General features: G+C 65.6%; 13 protein-coding genes and 1 pseudogene. 7 read left to right on the top strand and 7 right to left on the bottom strand.

Annotation, left to right across the window (positions count from 1 at the left end; translation table 11 throughout):
- Nucleotides 1-19: 19 nt before the first annotated feature.
- Nucleotides 20-463, top strand: a complete 444-nt coding sequence (locus tag MF607_RS10890; protein WP_242118558.1) for a type II 3-dehydroquinate dehydratase — start codon at nucleotides 20-22, stop codon at nucleotides 461-463.
- On the top strand, nucleotides 460-681 hold the full coding sequence (locus MF607_RS10885; protein WP_242118555.1) for a hypothetical protein: 222 nt from the start codon (nucleotides 460-462) through the stop codon (nucleotides 679-681). Before MF607_RS10890 ends, MF607_RS10885 begins: the two co-directional genes overlap by 4 nt.
- A 397-nt stretch (nucleotides 682-1,078) precedes the next feature.
- Here the strand turns inward: MF607_RS10885 and MF607_RS10880 are convergent, their stop codons facing one another.
- Nucleotides 1,079-2,905, bottom strand: a complete 1,827-nt coding sequence (locus MF607_RS10880; protein WP_242118553.1) for a TonB-dependent receptor — start codon at nucleotides 2,903-2,905, stop codon at nucleotides 1,079-1,081.
- Entirely contained in the window at nucleotides 2,788-3,465 is a 678-nt protein-coding gene (locus MF607_RS10875; protein ID WP_242118551.1) for a TonB-dependent receptor plug domain-containing protein, read from the bottom strand. The genes MF607_RS10880 and MF607_RS10875 overlap by 118 nt, the downstream gene beginning before the upstream one ends.
- 175 nt (nucleotides 3,466-3,640) lie before the next feature.
- Between MF607_RS10875 and MF607_RS10870 the strand changes: the two genes are divergently transcribed.
- The 5 genes from MF607_RS10870 to MF607_RS10850 all read left to right on the top strand — a co-directional run bounded on the left by MF607_RS10870 (nucleotide 3,641) and on the right by MF607_RS10850 (nucleotide 13,033).
- Nucleotides 3,641-5,428, top strand: a complete 1,788-nt coding sequence (locus MF607_RS10870; protein ID WP_242118549.1) for an arylsulfatase — start codon at nucleotides 3,641-3,643, stop codon at nucleotides 5,426-5,428.
- The gene (locus tag MF607_RS10865; RefSeq protein WP_242118547.1) at nucleotides 5,425-6,264 is read left to right on the top strand and encodes an SUMF1/EgtB/PvdO family nonheme iron enzyme; all 840 of its coding nucleotides are present in this window, start codon (nucleotides 5,425-5,427) and stop codon (nucleotides 6,262-6,264) included. Before MF607_RS10870 ends, MF607_RS10865 begins: the two co-directional genes overlap by 4 nt.
- 492 nt (nucleotides 6,265-6,756) lie before the next feature.
- Nucleotides 6,757-9,525, top strand: a complete 2,769-nt coding sequence (locus MF607_RS10860) for a TonB-dependent receptor (RefSeq protein ID WP_242118545.1) — start codon at nucleotides 6,757-6,759, stop codon at nucleotides 9,523-9,525.
- Nucleotides 9,526-9,599: 74 nt separating this feature from the next.
- On the top strand, nucleotides 9,600-11,912 hold the full coding sequence (locus MF607_RS10855; protein WP_242118542.1) for an alpha-N-acetylglucosaminidase: 2,313 nt from the start codon (nucleotides 9,600-9,602) through the stop codon (nucleotides 11,910-11,912).
- Complete coding sequence (locus tag MF607_RS10850) at nucleotides 11,909-13,033, top strand: acyltransferase family protein (protein ID WP_242118540.1); 1,125 nt, start codon at nucleotides 11,909-11,911, stop codon at nucleotides 13,031-13,033. The genes MF607_RS10855 and MF607_RS10850 overlap by 4 nt, the downstream gene beginning before the upstream one ends.
- A gap of 365 nt (nucleotides 13,034-13,398) precedes the next feature.
- Here MF607_RS10850 and MF607_RS10845 read toward each other — a convergent pair whose 3' ends face one another.
- The 5 genes and pseudogenes from MF607_RS10845 to MF607_RS10825 form a co-directional block, all read right to left on the bottom strand.
- Nucleotides 13,399-14,322, bottom strand: a complete 924-nt coding sequence (locus MF607_RS10845; RefSeq protein ID WP_242118537.1) for a tellurite resistance TerB family protein — start codon at nucleotides 14,320-14,322, stop codon at nucleotides 13,399-13,401.
- The gene (locus MF607_RS10840; RefSeq protein WP_242118535.1) at nucleotides 14,315-14,731 is read right to left on the bottom strand and encodes a hypothetical protein; all 417 of its coding nucleotides are present in this window, start codon (nucleotides 14,729-14,731) and stop codon (nucleotides 14,315-14,317) included. The genes MF607_RS10845 and MF607_RS10840 overlap by 8 nt, the downstream gene beginning before the upstream one ends.
- Before the next feature lie 2 nt (nucleotides 14,732-14,733).
- Entirely contained in the window at nucleotides 14,734-16,236 is a 1,503-nt protein-coding gene (locus MF607_RS10835; protein WP_242118533.1) for a DUF2779 domain-containing protein, read from the bottom strand.
- A gap of 11 nt (nucleotides 16,237-16,247) precedes the next feature.
- A complete protein-coding gene (locus MF607_RS10830) occupies nucleotides 16,248-16,997 on the bottom strand; it encodes a PGN_0703 family putative restriction endonuclease (RefSeq protein ID WP_242118531.1) in 750 nt (249 codons plus the stop codon).
- 197 nt (nucleotides 16,998-17,194) lie between these two features.
- Nucleotides 17,195-17,284 (bottom strand): annotated as a pseudogene (locus tag MF607_RS10825) (integrase catalytic subunit); the annotation flags it as partial.

Below are 17,284 nucleotides of genomic sequence, written 5' to 3'. Positions count from 1 at the left end.
GACCGGAGACTGTAGCGACGTGAAGACGATTTTCATTCTGAACGGGTCGAACCTCAATCTGCTCGGGACGCGCCAGCCCGAAATCTACGGCACGACTACGCTCGCGGATATCGAAACGGCCTGTGCCGACCATGTCGCGGGAACCGGCTTCACCGTCGATTTCCGGCAGAGCAACGCGGAACATGCGTTGGTCGACTGGGTACAGGAAGCCCGGCATGCCGCCGCCGCCATCATCATCAATCCGGCGGCATTCACCCATAGCTCCGTCGCCTTGCTCGACGCATTGAACACCTTCGAGGGGCCGGTCGTGGAGGTCCATCTTTCGAACATCCACAAGCGGGAGGCATTCCGCCACCACAGCTATGTCTCGTTGCGGGCGGATACCGTCATCGCCGGCGCAGGGCATAGCGGCTACCTCTACGCCCTCCTTCAGGTAACGGCGATGCTGGGAGCGGCGCGATGAGCGGTTCCCTGCGTCTCCTTCCGGAGGAGATCGTCAGCGAAATGCGTCGATTGTCGGTGCCAAAGACCGACGAGGGACTGCAACAGGTCTTCGGCATCAGCTATAATACGTGGCGCCGGATCGATCGCTGCCAGCCGATCCGGTCCTCGGTCGCCGAGCGGCTGATCCGGCGCATGGACACGTCGTTGTCCTGCACGGCGCCGGGCGACCGACGATAGAGCGTGATGCCGTGCGCCTCGCCCGTTCGTCCTGGCGGCAGTTGCCCGGGGCAGGCATTGCGCCCGACGAAATGGCGTATCGACGGACCGTTTGTGGTCAAGTGCTTCGATACGGCGCTTCGGCTTCGCGCAGCCCCTGGTCCGGTAACGCTCCAGGGCGATCGACATTCGGTTCCCGGTACGCGGGACGACTATTCTATCTGCTATCGTCACTCCCGCACAGGCGGGCGCCCATATGCGCCATCGCCGTGCATCCGGCCGGAACGTCGGCGGTCATGGATTTCCGCCTGCGCGGGAATGACGAACATGCACGATCGTCGCTGAATGTCGATCCGCCCTGACGGTCGTCATCACGCGCCAGCCCCCGATCCCGGTCCGTCGTCCGGCACCGCTTCGGTTACAGCCGCGTGCGCAGGGTGATCCCATAGGTTCGCGGATCGCCCAGCGTGCCCGTGATCGCGCCGGTATTGGCGGCGGCGCGCGACAGGAAATAGGTTTCGTCGGTCACGTTGCGGCCCCACAACTGGATGTCGAACAGCCCGTCGTCGGTGCGGAACCCGAAGCGCAGGTTGAGCAGATCATAGGCCGGGATCACCGAATAGCGGCTGAGGCTGGCGGTGGTGTTCGTGCTCGATCGATAGCTGTAGTCGCTGCCGAAATAGACCTCGCCCGATCGGCCCGCCATGTTCGCGATTGGCGCGCGCACCTCGCCGCCCGCCGATGCCGCCCATTCCGACACGCCCGGCAATCGCTGCCCCGACAGATCGCACAGCGTGCGGCCGGTGATCTCGATCGGGCAGGGCGCATTGGCATAGGAGATGTACCGCGCATCGTCATAGGTGCCCGAGGCATAGAGCGTCAGCCAGCGCGTCGGCGTCGCGCGCACATCGCCTTCGAACCCGCGCGTGCGGACCTTCGCGGCATTGGTGAAGAAGCTGACGCCGTTGCGTTCGATGTCGATGATCGTGGTCTGATAGTCCTTCACATCGGTCCAGAAGGCGGCGGCATTGGCGGTCAGCCGCCCGCCGAACCACGTCGTCTTGACGCCCGCCTCATAGCTGTCGATCGTCTCGGGCGCGATCACCGGGTTGGCGGCGAACTGTCCGGTGGTGGTGATGTTGGCGAGGTTCAGCCCGCCGAACTTGTTGCCGCGCGCATAGGTGACATAGCCGAGCACCGGTTCGGCGACCTTCCACGACAGCGTCGCCTGTCCCGATAGCCGCCCGGCCTTGGTCTCCGCCTCATAGCGGTTGGCGATGCCGTAGCGCGACCGTATCGTCTGCGCCGCCGCCTGCTGTGCGGCGGTGAGCCCGGCCAGCGACCGGCCGGTCGCGACCTGATCGAAATAGCCGGTCTTGGTCTCATAGGTATAGCGCAGCCCCGTCGTCAGATCGACGCCGGGCACTACATGCCATGTCGTCTGGGCAAAGGCGGCATAGCTGTCGGTGACCGGGCGCGACTGGCTGACGACATTGTAATCGTTGAGCGCCGCCGCCCCGACCGCGGCATTGGTCGTCGGCGGCAGGAACCAGTCGGCGGCACGGCTGCCATAGCGGTTGACCGCCTCGGCCCGGATCGACTGGTAGAGATAATAGAGCCCGGCGACATAATCGACCGGGCGGTCGCCGTTCGATGCGATGCGCAGTTCCTGGCTGACCTGGCGCTGTTCGTTGCTCTGATGGAAATCGGCGCCGGCATCGATGCTGGTGCTGTCGCCGTCATTGTGCGGATACCAGTTCCACGCGCGATAGGCGGTGACCGAGGTCAGCGTCGCGGCGCCCAGATCGAGATCGGCGGTCAGGTTCAGCCCGTGCTGGTTCATCGCATAGCGCGGGTTCGCATCGACATCGGTGGTGCGCAGCTTCGGGTCGGCCGGCACCGGCGTGTAGCCGAGCCGCGCCGCCCGGTCGTAATAGTTGTTCGCGAAGTTGGTGCCGTTGTCGTACGTGCGGATCGCGCCCAGCAGGATGGTGCCGGCAGTGAACGAATGCTGCCGCCCCCAATCGCCGATCAGCCGCAGCGTCAGCGTATCGGTCGGCTTGTACAGCAACTGCCCGCGCAGATTCAGGTCGTGGAAATCCTGCCCGAGCCGCCCGTCGAAGCGATTCAGGGTGAAACCGTCGCGGTCGGTCTTCGACACGAACAGCCGCGCGGCGAGGCTGTCGGTGATCGGGCCGGAGACATAGGCGTGGAGCTGGCGGAAGCCGACATTGCCGAGCGACACGCGCCACCCGCTTCGGGTTCGAACGTCGGCGCCTTGGTCGTGACGACCACCGCACCGGCCGAGGTATTCTTGCCGAACAGCGTCCCTTGCGGCCCGCGCAGCACCTCGATCCGCTCCAGATCGGCGAGGTCGAACACCGTCTGCCCCGGCCGCGCCAGATAGACGCCGTCGACATAGACCCCGACCGCCGGCTCCAGCCCGTCATTATAGACCGCGACATTGTTGCCGAGGCCGCGGATGTTGATGCTGGTGTTGCGCGGGTTGGTGTTGGTGACGACCAGGCTGGGGGTCAGCTGTTGCAGGTCGCGGAGATTATAGGTCCGCGTCGCCTCGATCTGCGCCGCGCCGAACGCGTTGATCGCGATCGGCACGTCCTGGCTGCGTTCGGCGCGGCGGCGCGCGGTGACCACGATATCCTCACCGGTCGCAGCGTCCTTCGGGGCTTCGCCGTCAACTTCGGCGGTCGTCGGCACCGGATCGGCGGCACATGCGGGCATCGCGAACAGCGCGGCGCCGGCGAACAGGGACAGGCGGCAGGCGCGGGCGGGCGAAATCGGCATCGATGGTCCTTCGGTCACGAATGGCGGCGGCACCCGCCGGACCGCCACTGGCTAGGATAGGGACGCCATCGAAACGAACAGACTAATTCCCATTGAATTGATAGATATTCTTTATTGTTGGAATCCACCGGGTGGCTATGCCGTGCGTGTAACCTTCGTCACCTTTGGAGTGCCCATGCCGGCCAAGCCCCTGATCGCCGCCGCTTTCCCCGCGCTGCTGCTCGCGCTCCCCGCCGCCGCCGCCCCCGACACCCCACCGGTCGCGCCCGCGCCGGCGGTTGCGCCCAAAAACGCTCCCAATTTCCTCGTGATCGTCGCTGACGACCTCGGCTGGTCCGACCTCGGCGCGTTCGGCGGCGAGATCGCGACCCCGAATCTCGACGCGCTGGCGCTATCGGGCGTACGCTTCACCGGCTTCCACACTGCGCCCACCTGTTCGCCGACCCGCTCGATGCTGATGAGCGGCGTCGACAATCACCAGGCGGGTCTCGGCACCATGGCCGAACTGCTCAGCGACGCGACGACCGGCCGGCCGGGCTATGAGGGGTATCTGAACGACCGCGTCGCCTCGATCGCCGAACTGCTGCGCGCCGGCGGCTATGCCACGCTGATGTCGGGGAAATGGCATCTCGGCCTCACCCCCGATCGCGAACCGGCGGCGCGCGGCTTCGAACATAGTTTCGCGCTGTTGCAGGGCTTGTCGAACCATTTCGGTGCGGACCAGAACAAGGCATGGACCAGGGCCGGGCTGAACCCCAGCTACCGCGACGACGGCAAACCCGCCGCGCTCCCTGCCGGCCGCTATTCGACCGATTATTTCGCCGATCGCCTGATCGGCTATCTCGACCAAGCGAAGCGCGCGGGCGACGCCCGCCCGTTCTTCGCCTATCTCCCCTTCACCGCGCCGCACTGGCCGCTACAGGCCCCGGCGGAGACGATCGCGAAATATAAGGGCCGCTACGACGCCGGCTACGAAGCGTTGCGCGACGCCCGCCTCGCCCGCCAGAAACAGCTCGGCCTCGTCCCCGCCGATGCCGTCGCCCATGCGACCGAACAGGTCCGCCCCTGGGCGTCGCTCTCGCCCGAAGAACGCGCGATCGAGGCCCGCAAGATGGAAGTCTATGCGGCGATGGTCGACCGGCTCGACCAGAATGTCGGGCGGGTGGTCGCAGCGCTGAAGGCGCAGGGCCGCTATGACGACACGATCATCCTGTTCCTCGCCGACAATGGGCCGGAGGGGAATGTGATCGAACAGCCCTCCCCCCGCTTCAAGGTCGCCGATCCGAAGGCGCCGCCGGCCGATCCCGATGCGCCGACCCCCGCCGATCCGTCGCTTCGCATCGATAACCGTCTCGCCAATATCGGGAAGGCGACCAGCTATGTCGGCTATGGTCCGGGCTGGGCACAGGCCAATTCGACGCCGTCATGGCTGGTGAAGGGCTATCCGAGCGAGGGTGGCATTCGGGTCAGCGCCTTTGCCGCGGGCAGGGGCGTGACCGGTGGCGGCCGCATCGCCACCGCCAATCTCGACGTGCGCGACATCGCGCCGACGCTGCTCGACTATGCCGGGCTGACCCAGCCCGCGACCTTTGCCGGCCGCGCGATCCTGCCGCATCAGGGGCACAGCCTGCGTCCGGTGCTCGCCGCGACTGCCCCGGCGGTGCGAAGCGCGGACGAAGCGGTCGGCTACGAACTCTTCTACCGCCGTGCGCTGCGCAAGGGCGACTGGAAGGTCGTGTACCTGCCCGCCGGGACCAACCGCTATACGCGCAAGGGGGTCAGCACCGGGCGGTGGCAATTGTTCGACGTCGCGCGCGATCCGGGCGAGACCCGCGATCTGGCCGCTGCCGAACCGGCGCGGCTTGCCGAACTGGTCGCCGCCTATGACGCCTATGCGAAGGACAAGGGCGTCGTGCCGCTGCCCCCCGCCGAAACCCCCGCGGCCGGCGTCGCCAAGCCGTGAGGCGGGTGGCGGCGCTGCTCGCGGCGATGGCCGGGCTGGGTTCGATCGGCGCGAACCGCCCCGCCGCGCATTGCGACGCGACCGACCCCTGCGTCGCGATCCCCGCCGGCACCGTGCTGCTCGGCGAGGATGGTGCCAGGCGACCGGGCACGGCAACCCCCGTCGCCGCCTTCCGCATCGACGCGCATGAGGTGACCAACCGCCAGTTCGCCGCCTTCGTCGCCGCCACCGGCCATCGCACCCGTGCCGAACGCGAGGGCGGCTCGGCCGTGTTCGTAGCACCTACCGAACCGGTGCCGCTCGACAACGCCGCGCGCTGGTGGCGGTTCGTGAAAGGCGCGGACTGGCGCCATCCGCAGGGGCCGGGCAGCGCGCTCGACGGCCATTGGCAGGACCCGGTCGTGCATGTCGACCGCACCGACGCCGCCGCTTATGCCGCATGGGCCGGCGGGTTCCTGCCCGATGTCGAGCAGTGGGAACGTGCCGCGCGCGGCGGCCAGACGACCGCGCGCGATGCGATGGCATGGGCGTTCGATCATGGCAGGCCGCGCGCCAATGTCTGGGAAGGCGTCTTCCCGATGCGCGATACCGCCGACGACGGCTATGCCGGCATCGCTCCCGTCGCACGCTTTCCCGCCAACGATTTCGGCCTGTACGACATGGTCGGCAATGTCTGGGAATGGGTCGCAGGCGACGGTCCGGTCGGACTGGTCAAGGGCGGTAGCTTCCTGTGCGCGACCAACTATTGCGCGAATTTTCGCCCCGCCGCGTTTCAGGCACAGGAACAGGATTTCCCAACGTCGCACATTGGTTTCCGAATCGCCTACACCAAATAAAAGCAGCCGCGACGCCGGCCCGCGCCATTGCCGCGGATGCGGAATCAAATGCAAATTGCGGGTGTCGGCTACGTTCGTGCGTCTTCCCGGCGGCCGCGCCGGTCCTCCCGCCTGGTTCGAATCCACCACCCAAAATTTTCTTGAATCGGCGGTGATGCGAACGCGAGCAGGCTGACCAATTTTCAGGCAACGCCTCGATCTTGGACTTGGACGGTAGTGCGCTGTTTTTACGGCGAAAACATCGCGGGAGATCAAGGTGCGATACCGAATCCATAGTCGGCTGCCTATTTATTCAGCGAGTTCTGAAGTGGTCGCAAGACAAGCCGGTCTAGATTGGTACTTTTTTTGGTAAGACCATCTTGACGACCAATCGCAATCATCTGACAAGTCGCCATCCGCATACGGAATACCGTGTCGGAACCTAGTCAACGGGCTTCGCCCGATCCCGCGTATCCGCCGATCCTTTCCATGCCTTTGACGAGGTAGATGATTATGCGCGTCCACCAGTTTTCCCCCGCCGCCTCGCGAATTTCGTGGCGCGCCCTGCTGATCGCGGGTGGCGCAGCGATGCTGACCAGTCCCGCGCTGGCCCAGGAGTCCACCACCGCCCAGCCGCCCGCCGACCCGCTGGCGCAGGCACAGACGCCCAAGCCGAGCCTGCCCGCGCCCCAGACCGCGCAGGAAGTCGTGACCGGTCAGGAAGATGCGGGGGATGGCGAGATCACCGTCACCGGATATCGCCGCTCGATCGCGACCGCGCTGGAGGCGAAGCGTGCCGATGTCCGCGTGACCGACGGCATTTCGTCGGAGGATATCGGCAAGTTCCCGTCGGAGAACATCACCGAAGCGGTGCAGCGCATCTCCGGCGTGCAAATGTCGAACGTCAACGGACGCGGCGCGACGATCAGCATCCGCGGTCTGGGGCCGCAATATGCCAACACGACGATCAACGGGCAGACGTTCCAGAGCGCCGACTTCACCGACGGCTTCCGCTACGACGTCGTGCAGACCGATCTCGCGTCGAGCATTCAGGTCATCAAGTCGCCGACCGCCAATATGGACGCCGGCGGCCTGTCGGGCACGGTCAATATCGATACGCTGAAGCCGCTGGAGTATCGCGGCGACCATATCATCCTGTCGGTGAAGGGTCAGAAGGCGGAGAATGCCGATGGCGGCATCACGCCGAAGGTCAGCGCGACCTATGTGAACAAATATCTCGACAACACCCTCGGTGTGTTCCTGAACGCCAGCTACCAGAAGCTGAAGGATCGCGCCGACTATCTGTGGATGGACCGCTGGTTCACCAGCGCGACCGCTGCCGGCACCGTCTATACACCGCGCCGCCTGCGCTATCGCCGGATCGATCGCGAAACCAACCGTCTGCTGCTCAACGCCGGGCTGCAATATCAGCCGACGGAGACGCTCGAACTGGCTGCCAGTGCTATCTATGCCCGCGACCACACGACCTATGACGTCAATCAGCAGGTATTCGGGTTCGACCGCACCCGGCAGACCATCACTAAGACGCAGGGTCTGACCAATTCGGCGATTACCGCCGACAATGTCTATACCGACAACAATCGGCAGGCGGAGAAGCGCAACCTGTCGAGTGCCGCCTATACCGCGACCGCCAAGTGGAACAGCGAAGGCTGGCACGCACAACTGGTCGGCCATTACACCAAGGGCGACTTGCTGCAGCGCGAGGATGCGGCGATCTATTCGGTCTATATGAACGGATTGTCGCTCGACTATTCGGATCCGGACGATGTGAAGTTCAGCGTCACCACGCCGCTGACCGATACGAACCAATATGCGACCAATCGTCTGCTGCGCGCGACCTATCCGAACGGTGCCACCCGTCTGGCCGATGCAGCGGAACGCGCGACGCAATTCGACCTCACCCGCGATCTCGACGGTGGCTTCCTCAAGTCGGTGACGATCGGTGCGAAGTATCGGCACGAAAGCTTCGACCGGCATGTCTCGCGCCACGATCGCGACGCATCGGGCGCGGTACCGTTCACCGCCTTTCCGACGATCGCCAGTGCCAATTACCTCGTCACTGACTTCCTGAACGGGCGGATGTCGATCCCGAACAGCTGGGTCGCGCCGTCGCTCGCCGCCAACGAACAGGCGTTGAAGGACCAGAACGTCACCGTGCCCGACCTGTTCGCGCCGGAATCGAGCTATCAGGTCGATCGCTTCATCCCGTCGGTCTATGCGATGACGAACATCGACACCACGCTGTTCGGCATGGGGGTGCGCGGCAATATCGGCGCTCGCTACGAACGTACCAAGCAGAAGATCGCGGGCTATCTGACCCGCGACGTGCCGGGGGCGGAGGTCGATGCGGTCGCCGGCACCTATGTCACGCGCAAGGATTATGGCAATTTCCTGCCGAGCGCGGCGCTGATCCTCGACGTGACCGACGGGGTGCTGGTGCGCGCGGCGGCAGCCAAGGTGCTGGTGCGCCCGCTGCTCAATTCGAATACCTCGCTGGCGCAGGTCCGCTCGACCACCCGCGACAGCCAGAACCGGGTATTCAACAATATCGACCTGGGTCAGGCGAACCTGTCGCCGCTGACCGCCAAGCAGTACGACCTCGGCGTCGAATATTATTACGGACAGGGCAACGCGCTCAGCCTGAACGGTTTCTGGAAGGATATCCGCAACGGCACCTTCTCGCGGCTGATCTGTCCCTCGACGTTCGAAGGGGCGTCGCTCGCGATCGATGGCGACGGCGAATGCCGGGCTTCGAACGGCGAATATTACGACATCACCGAAACGTTGAACGACAGCTCGACGGTGACGATCAAGGGGTTCGAGGCGGCGTGGACCCAGTCGCTCGACAATCTGCTGCCGGTCGACGGCTTCGGCTTTACCGGCAACTATACCCGCGTGATCCCCGAAAAGGTCGCCAATGGCCAGGGCTACCGCGTCCGCAACCTGTCGCGGCAGACGTGGAACTTCACCGGTTACTGGGAGGACGACACCTTCTCGATCCGGGCGTCGGTCAATCGCCGCAGCTCGTACGAACAGGATTTCTCCGACAGCTTCTTCGCGCGCGAAGGCCATACGGTGCGGGGCCGCACCCAGGTCGATCTGGCGCTCGGCTATGCGGTGAACGAGCATCTGAACTTCGCGGCGGGGATCATCAACCTCAACGACGCCAGCGAGGAAGCGTATAAGGACTTCACCGATCGCTGGCAGATGAGCAGCGTCACCGGCCGGAACTATTACCTGTCGGCGACCGCGCGCTTCTGATCCGGTGATGGCGGGATGGGGGGTGCCGGACCTACCCCCATCCCGTCGCTATCGCGTTCCGGCGGGGGTGTGCGATGACGATTCCGAGGACGCTGTTCTGGGCCGGGGCGATGGTGCTGGCCGGGATCGCCAATCCCCTGTCCGCCCGCCCCGCCCCGACGGCCCCCGCGCTGAAGGCCGAACCGACCGGCGTCGCGGCGGCACGGGCGGCGCTCGCCCGGTTGCGGCTCGCACCCGAACGGCTCGCGCTGACGCTGACCCCCGGTACCGATCCGGCCTATAGCATCACCGCCGATGGTCGCCGCACCCGCATCGAGGCGACCTCGCCGGTGGCGCTGGTGCGGGGCGCCTATAGCTATTGGAACGCGGCGGGCGCGGCGTCGCTCAGTTGGGAGGGCGACCGGATCGCGCTGCCCGCGCGGCTGCCACAGGGCACGACCGGACCGGTGACGTCGCCCTTTGCGCACCGCGTCTATCTGAACACCTGCACCTATGGCTACACCACGCCCTTCTGGGATTGGGCGCGCTGGGAACGCGAGATCGACTGGATGGCGGCGCAGGGCGTCGACATGCCGCTGGCGATGGAGGGGCAGGAATATATCTGGCGCGCGCTGTGGCGGGAGAACGGCCTGTCCGACGCTGCCATTGCCGGGTCGATGTCGGGTCCGGCCTTCCTTCCCTGGCAGCGCATGGGCAATATCGAGGGGTATCGCAGCCCGTTGTCGGCCAACTGGATCGACGACAAGCACGCGCTGCAACGGCGTATCCTGTCGCGGATGCGCGCGCTCGGCATGACGCCGGTGCTGCCCGCCTTTGCCGGCTATGTGCCCAAAGCCTTCGCAGACGCCCATCCCAAGGCGCGGATCTACAAGATGCGGGCATGGGAAGGGTTCAACGCCACCTATTGGCTCGACCCGTCCGACCCGCTCTTCGCGGTCTTGGCGAAGCGGTTCATCGACCTCTACACTCGCGAATATGGCGCGGGGCAATATTACCTAGCCGACGCCTTCAACGAAATGGTGCCGCCGATCGCCGAGGACGGCAGCGATGCGGCCAGCGCGGTGTATGGCGACAGCATCGCCAACACGGCCGCCGCGCGCGCCGCTGCCCTGCCGCCCGAAGTCCGCGCGGTGCGGCTCGCCGCCTATGGCGAACGGCTGTACCGCTCGATCGCCGATGCCGCGCCGGGCGCGACGTGGGTCATGCAGGGCTGGCTGTTCGGCGCGGACAAGCATTTCTGGACGCCCGATGCCATCGCCGCTTTCCTGTCGAAGGTGCCCGACCAGCGGATGCTGCTGCTCGATATCGGCAATGATCGCTATCCCGGCATCTGGCACGATACCAATGCGTTCGACGGCAAGAACTGGGTCTATGGCTATGTCCATAATTATGGCGGGTCGAACCCGGTCTATGGCGATCTCGATTTCTATCGCCGCGATCTGGCGGCGCTCGCCGCCGACGCGGGCAAGGGGCGGCTGACCGGGTTCGGCATGTTCCCCGAAGGATTGCACAATAACTCGATCGTCTACGCCAACAGCTATGATCTGGCGTGGAATCGGGGCGGCGCGTCGACCGCCGGCTGGCTGCACGACTATACAGCGGCACGCTATGGTTCGGCGAACCCGGCAATCGATGCCGCGTGGGTCGATATTGCGAAGGGCGCCTATAGCAGCCGTTACTGGACGCCACGCTGGTGGGAGAACAAGGCCGGCGCCTATCTGTTCTTCAAGCGTCCGACCGAGGTGGCGACCGCTTGGCCGGCATCGCCGGGCGACCCGGCGGCGTTGCGCGCCGGGATCGACCTGTTGTTGGGTCAGGCACCGCAACTGCACGGGGAGGCGCTCTATCGCTACGATCTGGTCGACTTCACCCGCCATTACGCACTGCTTCGGCTCGACGCGCGGGTGAAGCGGGCGGTGACCGCCTATGCTGCGGGCGACGTCGCCGGCGGCGACCGGGCGGCAGCGGGGATCGCGCCGCTGGCGCGGGCCATCGACCTGCTGCTCGGCGACCAGCAGGAGACGCTGTCGAGCTGGATCGACATGGCGCGCGGCTATGCCCGCACACCTGCCGACGCGCGCGACTTCGTCGCCAATGCCAAAGCGCAGGTGACGATCTGGGGTGGTGACGGCAATCTCGCCGATTATGCATCGAAGGCGTGGCAGGGCATGGTCGCCGATTTCTACCTGCCGCGCTGGCAACGCTTTCTGCAGGACCGCCGCGCCGCCGCCGTCACCGGCAAGCCGTTCGACGATGCCGCCTTCCGCACCGCGATGAAGGCATGGGAACGCGACTGGGTGCAGGACGACAAGGTCTATCGCCGCACCCGCCCGCGCGACGTCATCGCACAGGCGCGCACGGTATTGGCACTGGCAGACGCCGAATGAGCGCACCCGCCCGCGTGCGCTTCGTTTCGCTCGACATGTTCCGCGGCGCGACGATCTTCCTGATGATCGTCGTCAACACCGCCGGGCCGGGCGCCGCGCCCTTCGCGCAACTGAGCCATGCACCATGGTTCGGCTTTACCCTGGCCGACCTGATCTTCCCGACCTTTCTGTTCGCGGTCGGCAATGCGATGAGCTTCGCGCTGCGGCCCGACATGCCCGCAGCCGCCTTCCTCGCTCGCGTGGCGAAGCGGGCGGCGCTGATCTTCCTGCTCGGCTTTCTGATGTTCTGGTATCCGTTCGTGGCACCCGGACCCGATGGCGGCTTCGTGGCGAAATCGCTTGGCGACGCGCGGATCCCAGGCGTGCTGCAACGGATCGCGCTCTGCTATCTGCTGGCCGCGCCGATCGCCCGCTGTTGCTCGCCGCGCGCGGTACTGGTGATCTGTGCTGCGTTGCTCATCGGCTATTGGCTGATCCTGCTGGGGTTCAGTCCGGCGGGACAGGCCTATGCCCCGCTCGGCAATATCGGCACGACGATCGACATCACCCTGTTCGGGCGCGATCATCTTTACCGCAAGATGGACGGCTTCGATCCCGAAGGGCTGCTCGGTACGCTGCCGTCGACGGTCAATGTGCTAGCCGGGTTTCTGGTTGGCCGCCGGGTGCAACGGGCCGGCAAACATGCCCGATCGGTCGCGGGGATCGCAGTCGCCGGCGCAGGATCGATCGCGCTCGCCCTTCTCTGGTCGCCCTGGTTTCCCATCGGCAAGCGGCTGTGGACCGGGCCGTTCGCGTTGCTGACGATCGGTATCGACATGCTGTTGCTGGCCGGTTTCGTCTGGGCGATCGAGATGCGCGGGGTTGCCGTCGGGCGGCGGTTCCTGACCATCCTCGGGCGCAATCCGCTCGCGATCTACATCTTCTCCGAACTGCTGGTCGTGACGCTGCAACTGGTGCCGGTACCGCGCTATGGCGGGCTGTACGACTGGATCGGAATCGCTGTCTTCCAGACGATCGCCCCCGGCCCGGTCGGGTCGCTGGCCTGCGCCATCTGCTACGCGCTGGTCTGCTGGGCGTTCGGCTGGTGGCTCGACCGCCGCGGCTGGCTGCTGAAGGTCTAGGAGGGGAGGGCATCTATCGGCGCCGCAGGATTGTGACGGCCGGAGTGACCATGGCGGGATGGTTACGGACGGTTTTCCCGAAGCCGATGGCGATACGATTATCGCCCCCGAAAGACCCACTCCTGGCCGCGCCGGCCAAGGTTCGCTGTGCGCGCGCATTCGGAAGCCTGTCATGTGGCGGGTCTAGGTACCACTGGCTGCCGATGCCTACCGACTTTTCGGTTCTCCTCCCCTCAGGAGAAGTGGTGCCCCACAGGGGACAAAGCTGGGCACTCAGATTGTTGGATAATTTCGGTTCGTCGTCAGTGATGGAGGTGCGATTTGGCGCTGCTTGGCCTCAGCTCTGCTTTCAGGGACGGCTTCCGTCAGGCCTCGTCACTGCTCGCCTTGGTTTGCTTCCCGCCTAGCGCATAGAGATTTTTCATTTTGTCTGGCAGGGTCTGCGCGACCGCTGCGACCGCATCCGTAGTCGCCGACCATGCACGGCTCGCACCGTCCCCAAGTCTGACGATCATTCCCGGCTCTGACTGTGCCATGACGCCGGCGATAGCGTCGATCGCCAGATCTTCGCGTTCGTCGATCCGTCCATCGGCCATCGCGATATCCAGCAGAAAGGCGGTCAGCGTTGCCGACATTGCGGTCGCGTTGCAATCAGGGTTAGCGGTCATAAACTTCGCGAGCTCGCCCGCGAGTTCTTTGATCGTTGCCTTGGCGATATTTGCCTGGAACACCGACAGCGCCTGTTCGACGTAGTCCCGATCCATGCCCCAATCGGCGACGAAGTGATCGACGATGGTCTCGATCTCGCGATCGTCGATCTCGCCGTCGATGGCGGCGACACGGATCGCCAGCCCGCCCATCAGGTCCAGCAGGGCAGCGCCGAGGACGTCGATGGGTGTGTTGATGAACTTGGGGATCGTGTCGACGCGTGATCCGGCATAGCGGCCGAACAGGCGCGTCACGCCGTAATAGGCGCCGGCCGACGTCACCGCCGCCGCCACGACCCATCCGACCGGCGTCGCCGCGGTGCCAAGGCCGATCAGCGCCATGAAGCCGGTCGGCGCGAAGAACGTGCTGGCGACCATCTTCGACGACGCCACTGCCGCGCCGGTCCCGCCCCAACTGCCGATATCCCAGACCTTCAGGACGTTGTTCTTCAGACGCAGCGATGTGTACGCCTCCTCACCGATCCCGAGGCGCAGCTTGAAGCGTACCGGATCCGCCACCACGCGATCGACGGAGGCGAACCCTTCCTTCAGCGTAAGGTCGACTGCGCCACCCTCACGCATGTTGGTTCGCGGATGCGAAATGGCGCTCCAGTGCGCCCACCCGTGCTCGTAGCGGGGCATCCTTGAGGTCTGCGATCGCGCCGGCAGCCAGGCCGAAAGCCAGCAACAGCGGCGAAAGAAGCGGACCGAGCACCAGGCCGAGCAGCGGGATCGACGCGATCAGCGTGGAAACCACCGAAGCGACGATCACGCCGAAGGCGGTGTTCGGAAAGCGTTCGACCAGATCGAAGACGAAGGCGAGGATTCGTCGGCCGGCGATGACACGACCACCGACCTCTATCGCCATCTCGAGCAGATCGTTCAGCAGCGCCTTTGCATCCGCCGACACCGACAGGCGGTCGATGCGGTCGCGAAGCACGCGCTTCGGCGGCATCGATTCCAGCACCAGCGAATTGGCATCGTCGTCCATCTTCATTTCTCCCCTCCGCACACATCATCATGAAGTTGCAGCCGCCGCGCCAGCACGATCATCGCCTCGGTATCCCGACCACAATAGGCGCGCAGTGCGGCATCCAGCGCCAGCCTGCGCTCCGGCGTGCAGCCCGCCGCGATCGCCTCCGCGTAAGCCTCCTGTGCGCTGCCGCCGTCCTTCACCTCGAGCGCGGCATAGTCCATCTCGGCGGCGATCGTCGGCAGCACGGCCTTGATCGACCAGCTGCCACGCTGGTCGCGGTGATACCAGTTCGCGCGGGTGACCGGCAGCAGATCGACGACGCGCGCCGCCATCGCGTTCAGCGCGTCGGCAAGGTCCGGGAACGCGGCGGCCAGTTCGTGGATGCGCCCCTTTTCGAAGCTGGCGTTGTAGCCGATGACCGCGCCGGTCGGCGGCACCATCTCGACCAGCGCCTCGGCGCACGCGCGCCGCGGATCACTTCCGTCGAGGCTCAGGAATTCGAGATGCGTGATGGTGCCGTCCGCAGTCTCGACGTGGGCCGAGAATTGGAACGGCACTTGGCTGTATGGTCGCGTGCCGATCCAGCGCGGAACAGCGAAACCAATCGTCTCGAAGTCTAGCCAGGTGCGCGGGAACGCCCAGCCGGCCATCGCTGCGCGGGCGCCCTCGACATCGTGATACACCTCGCCTGACACGGTTGCGCGATGGACCCGAGCGTGGACGGCATTGGTCAGCGCGGCGGGATCGACGGCCAGCAGATCGACGACACCCTGTTCGATCCAGCGCTTGCCGCCGCCATGCGGCAGCACGGACACGGGCCATTCCGGCACGGGCGGCAGCGCTGCGTGACAATAGCCGGCGAACTCGCACGGAAACGGCGCATCGCAATGGGCGCCCGGCGCGGTATCCGGTTCGGCACCGGCCAGCGTCGCCCGCGCGGCCGCGACGGTCTCGCCTCGACCGGCGATGATCGGCTCGGCCTTCGCCATCAGATCGGTATCGGCGAACAGGCCATCGTAATCGCCAGCGCGTTCGAGAGCGAAGCTGCTGTCGATATGTCGGATCGCCGCGCTGCTTATCAGCACACCGGCATTGCGCGCGACCCAGAGGTGGGTCGCGAGGTCGCCGACGTGATAGTCCTTGGCCTTGGTCGAGCTCTTCACCTCCGCCATGTGCCAGCCGCCTGCACCATCCGGCTCCAGCACATCGATGCGCACGAGGACGCCGTCGTGCTGAAGCGTTGCCTCGAAGATCGGTCGATTGTGTTCGCCATCAAGCAGCGCCTGCGTAGTGGCGAGCGCTGTTGCAAGGTCCGGCTCGGCCTCGACCATCACGCCGTCCGGCAGCAAGGAGCAGGCAATCGCGCCGACTTCGTGCCCGGTGACGAAGCGTGCTTCGGCACCTTCGTCCTGCTCGGCCAGCTCACGGCGATGCACCGACAGCCACAGCCGCTTGGGGCATTGGTCGAACATCGTGATCTTCGACTTGGAGAGGCCGAAGCGGCGCGGGCGATCGGTCATGGTCGTCCCCCTCATGCCTGAAAGCGCTCGATGAGCGCATTGGCGTGATCGCGGGTGTCGCCGGTCCAGCCTGCAAGCCATTCACGCCACGAACAGGCGGCGAACCGCACCTTGGCGCCCGCTAGCGCGGTGGCGAAATCGGCGATCTCGGCGCGATGCCGCTCGATCGCGGTGGCCGGAATGGCGGTAGTGCCTCGGTGCGTCGGTTCGGCGTAGAGGTAAAGCAGCACCGGCATCTTCTCCAGACGGCGCCCCTCCGTGACCAGACCGAAGGCGTGCTTGACCAGTTGCGCGGCATCGAGGTGGACATAGCGAGCATCGCCGGTGCGCAGGCGGTCGCGCATCGCCATGAACGGCGCCATCCGCTCGCCCCAGACGTCGCGATCATAGGCGTCGGACAGTTTGATCGACTTGGCGTCGCGGAACGGTTCGAACCGCTTGGACTCGACGCCGACCAACTGTGTCGCGGTTTCGACCGCCGCGTCGAGCCAAGGATGCCGCCCACCGCGCCATGGGAAACGCATCTGTCGCTCGACATCGACGCGAACTGCCGGCCAGTTGAGATCGGCGAGCGAAGGGAACGGTGGCAGGTCAGCCGGCCGTTCCAGAAACCAGCCGAACGCGTTGATCGCCAGCGCCGCGCTGCTCTCCGGACTGTCGAGCTTGCCGCTGTCGATCTCATTGCCGCCGGCTTTGCTGAGGGCTGCGCGGACCAGATCCTCTGGCACGCCGGACAGGAAGGTGGGCTGGCGAGTCATCATGATTTAGCTGTGGCGGGCCACTGCGACAGAAATGGTCGTTGGGTGTATCATAAGCTTAATGCGATCATATGCCCAACGCACTCAGGATTGTGTCGCCGATGCCCTTTAATCCTCGTCCCCAGATACTGCCTTTTCCGGCGCCTGCCGGCCGCTCCTCGTAAACTGAGCAGCCCCCACCGGGTGGTCCGGGGTGATTGTTAGTGCATTGTTGTGTCCGCCGCCATTGCCGGGCGGAGGTGGAGCGAAGCGGAGCCGGAGACCGGCAATGGCGGTGTCGACGCTTGCGG

The sequence above is a fragment of the Sphingomonas lacusdianchii genome (assembly GCF_022664395.1).
Lineage (GTDB): Bacteria > Pseudomonadota > Alphaproteobacteria > Sphingomonadales > Sphingomonadaceae > Sphingomonas > Sphingomonas lacusdianchii.
This window is presented reverse-complemented; position numbering and strand designations above follow the sequence as displayed.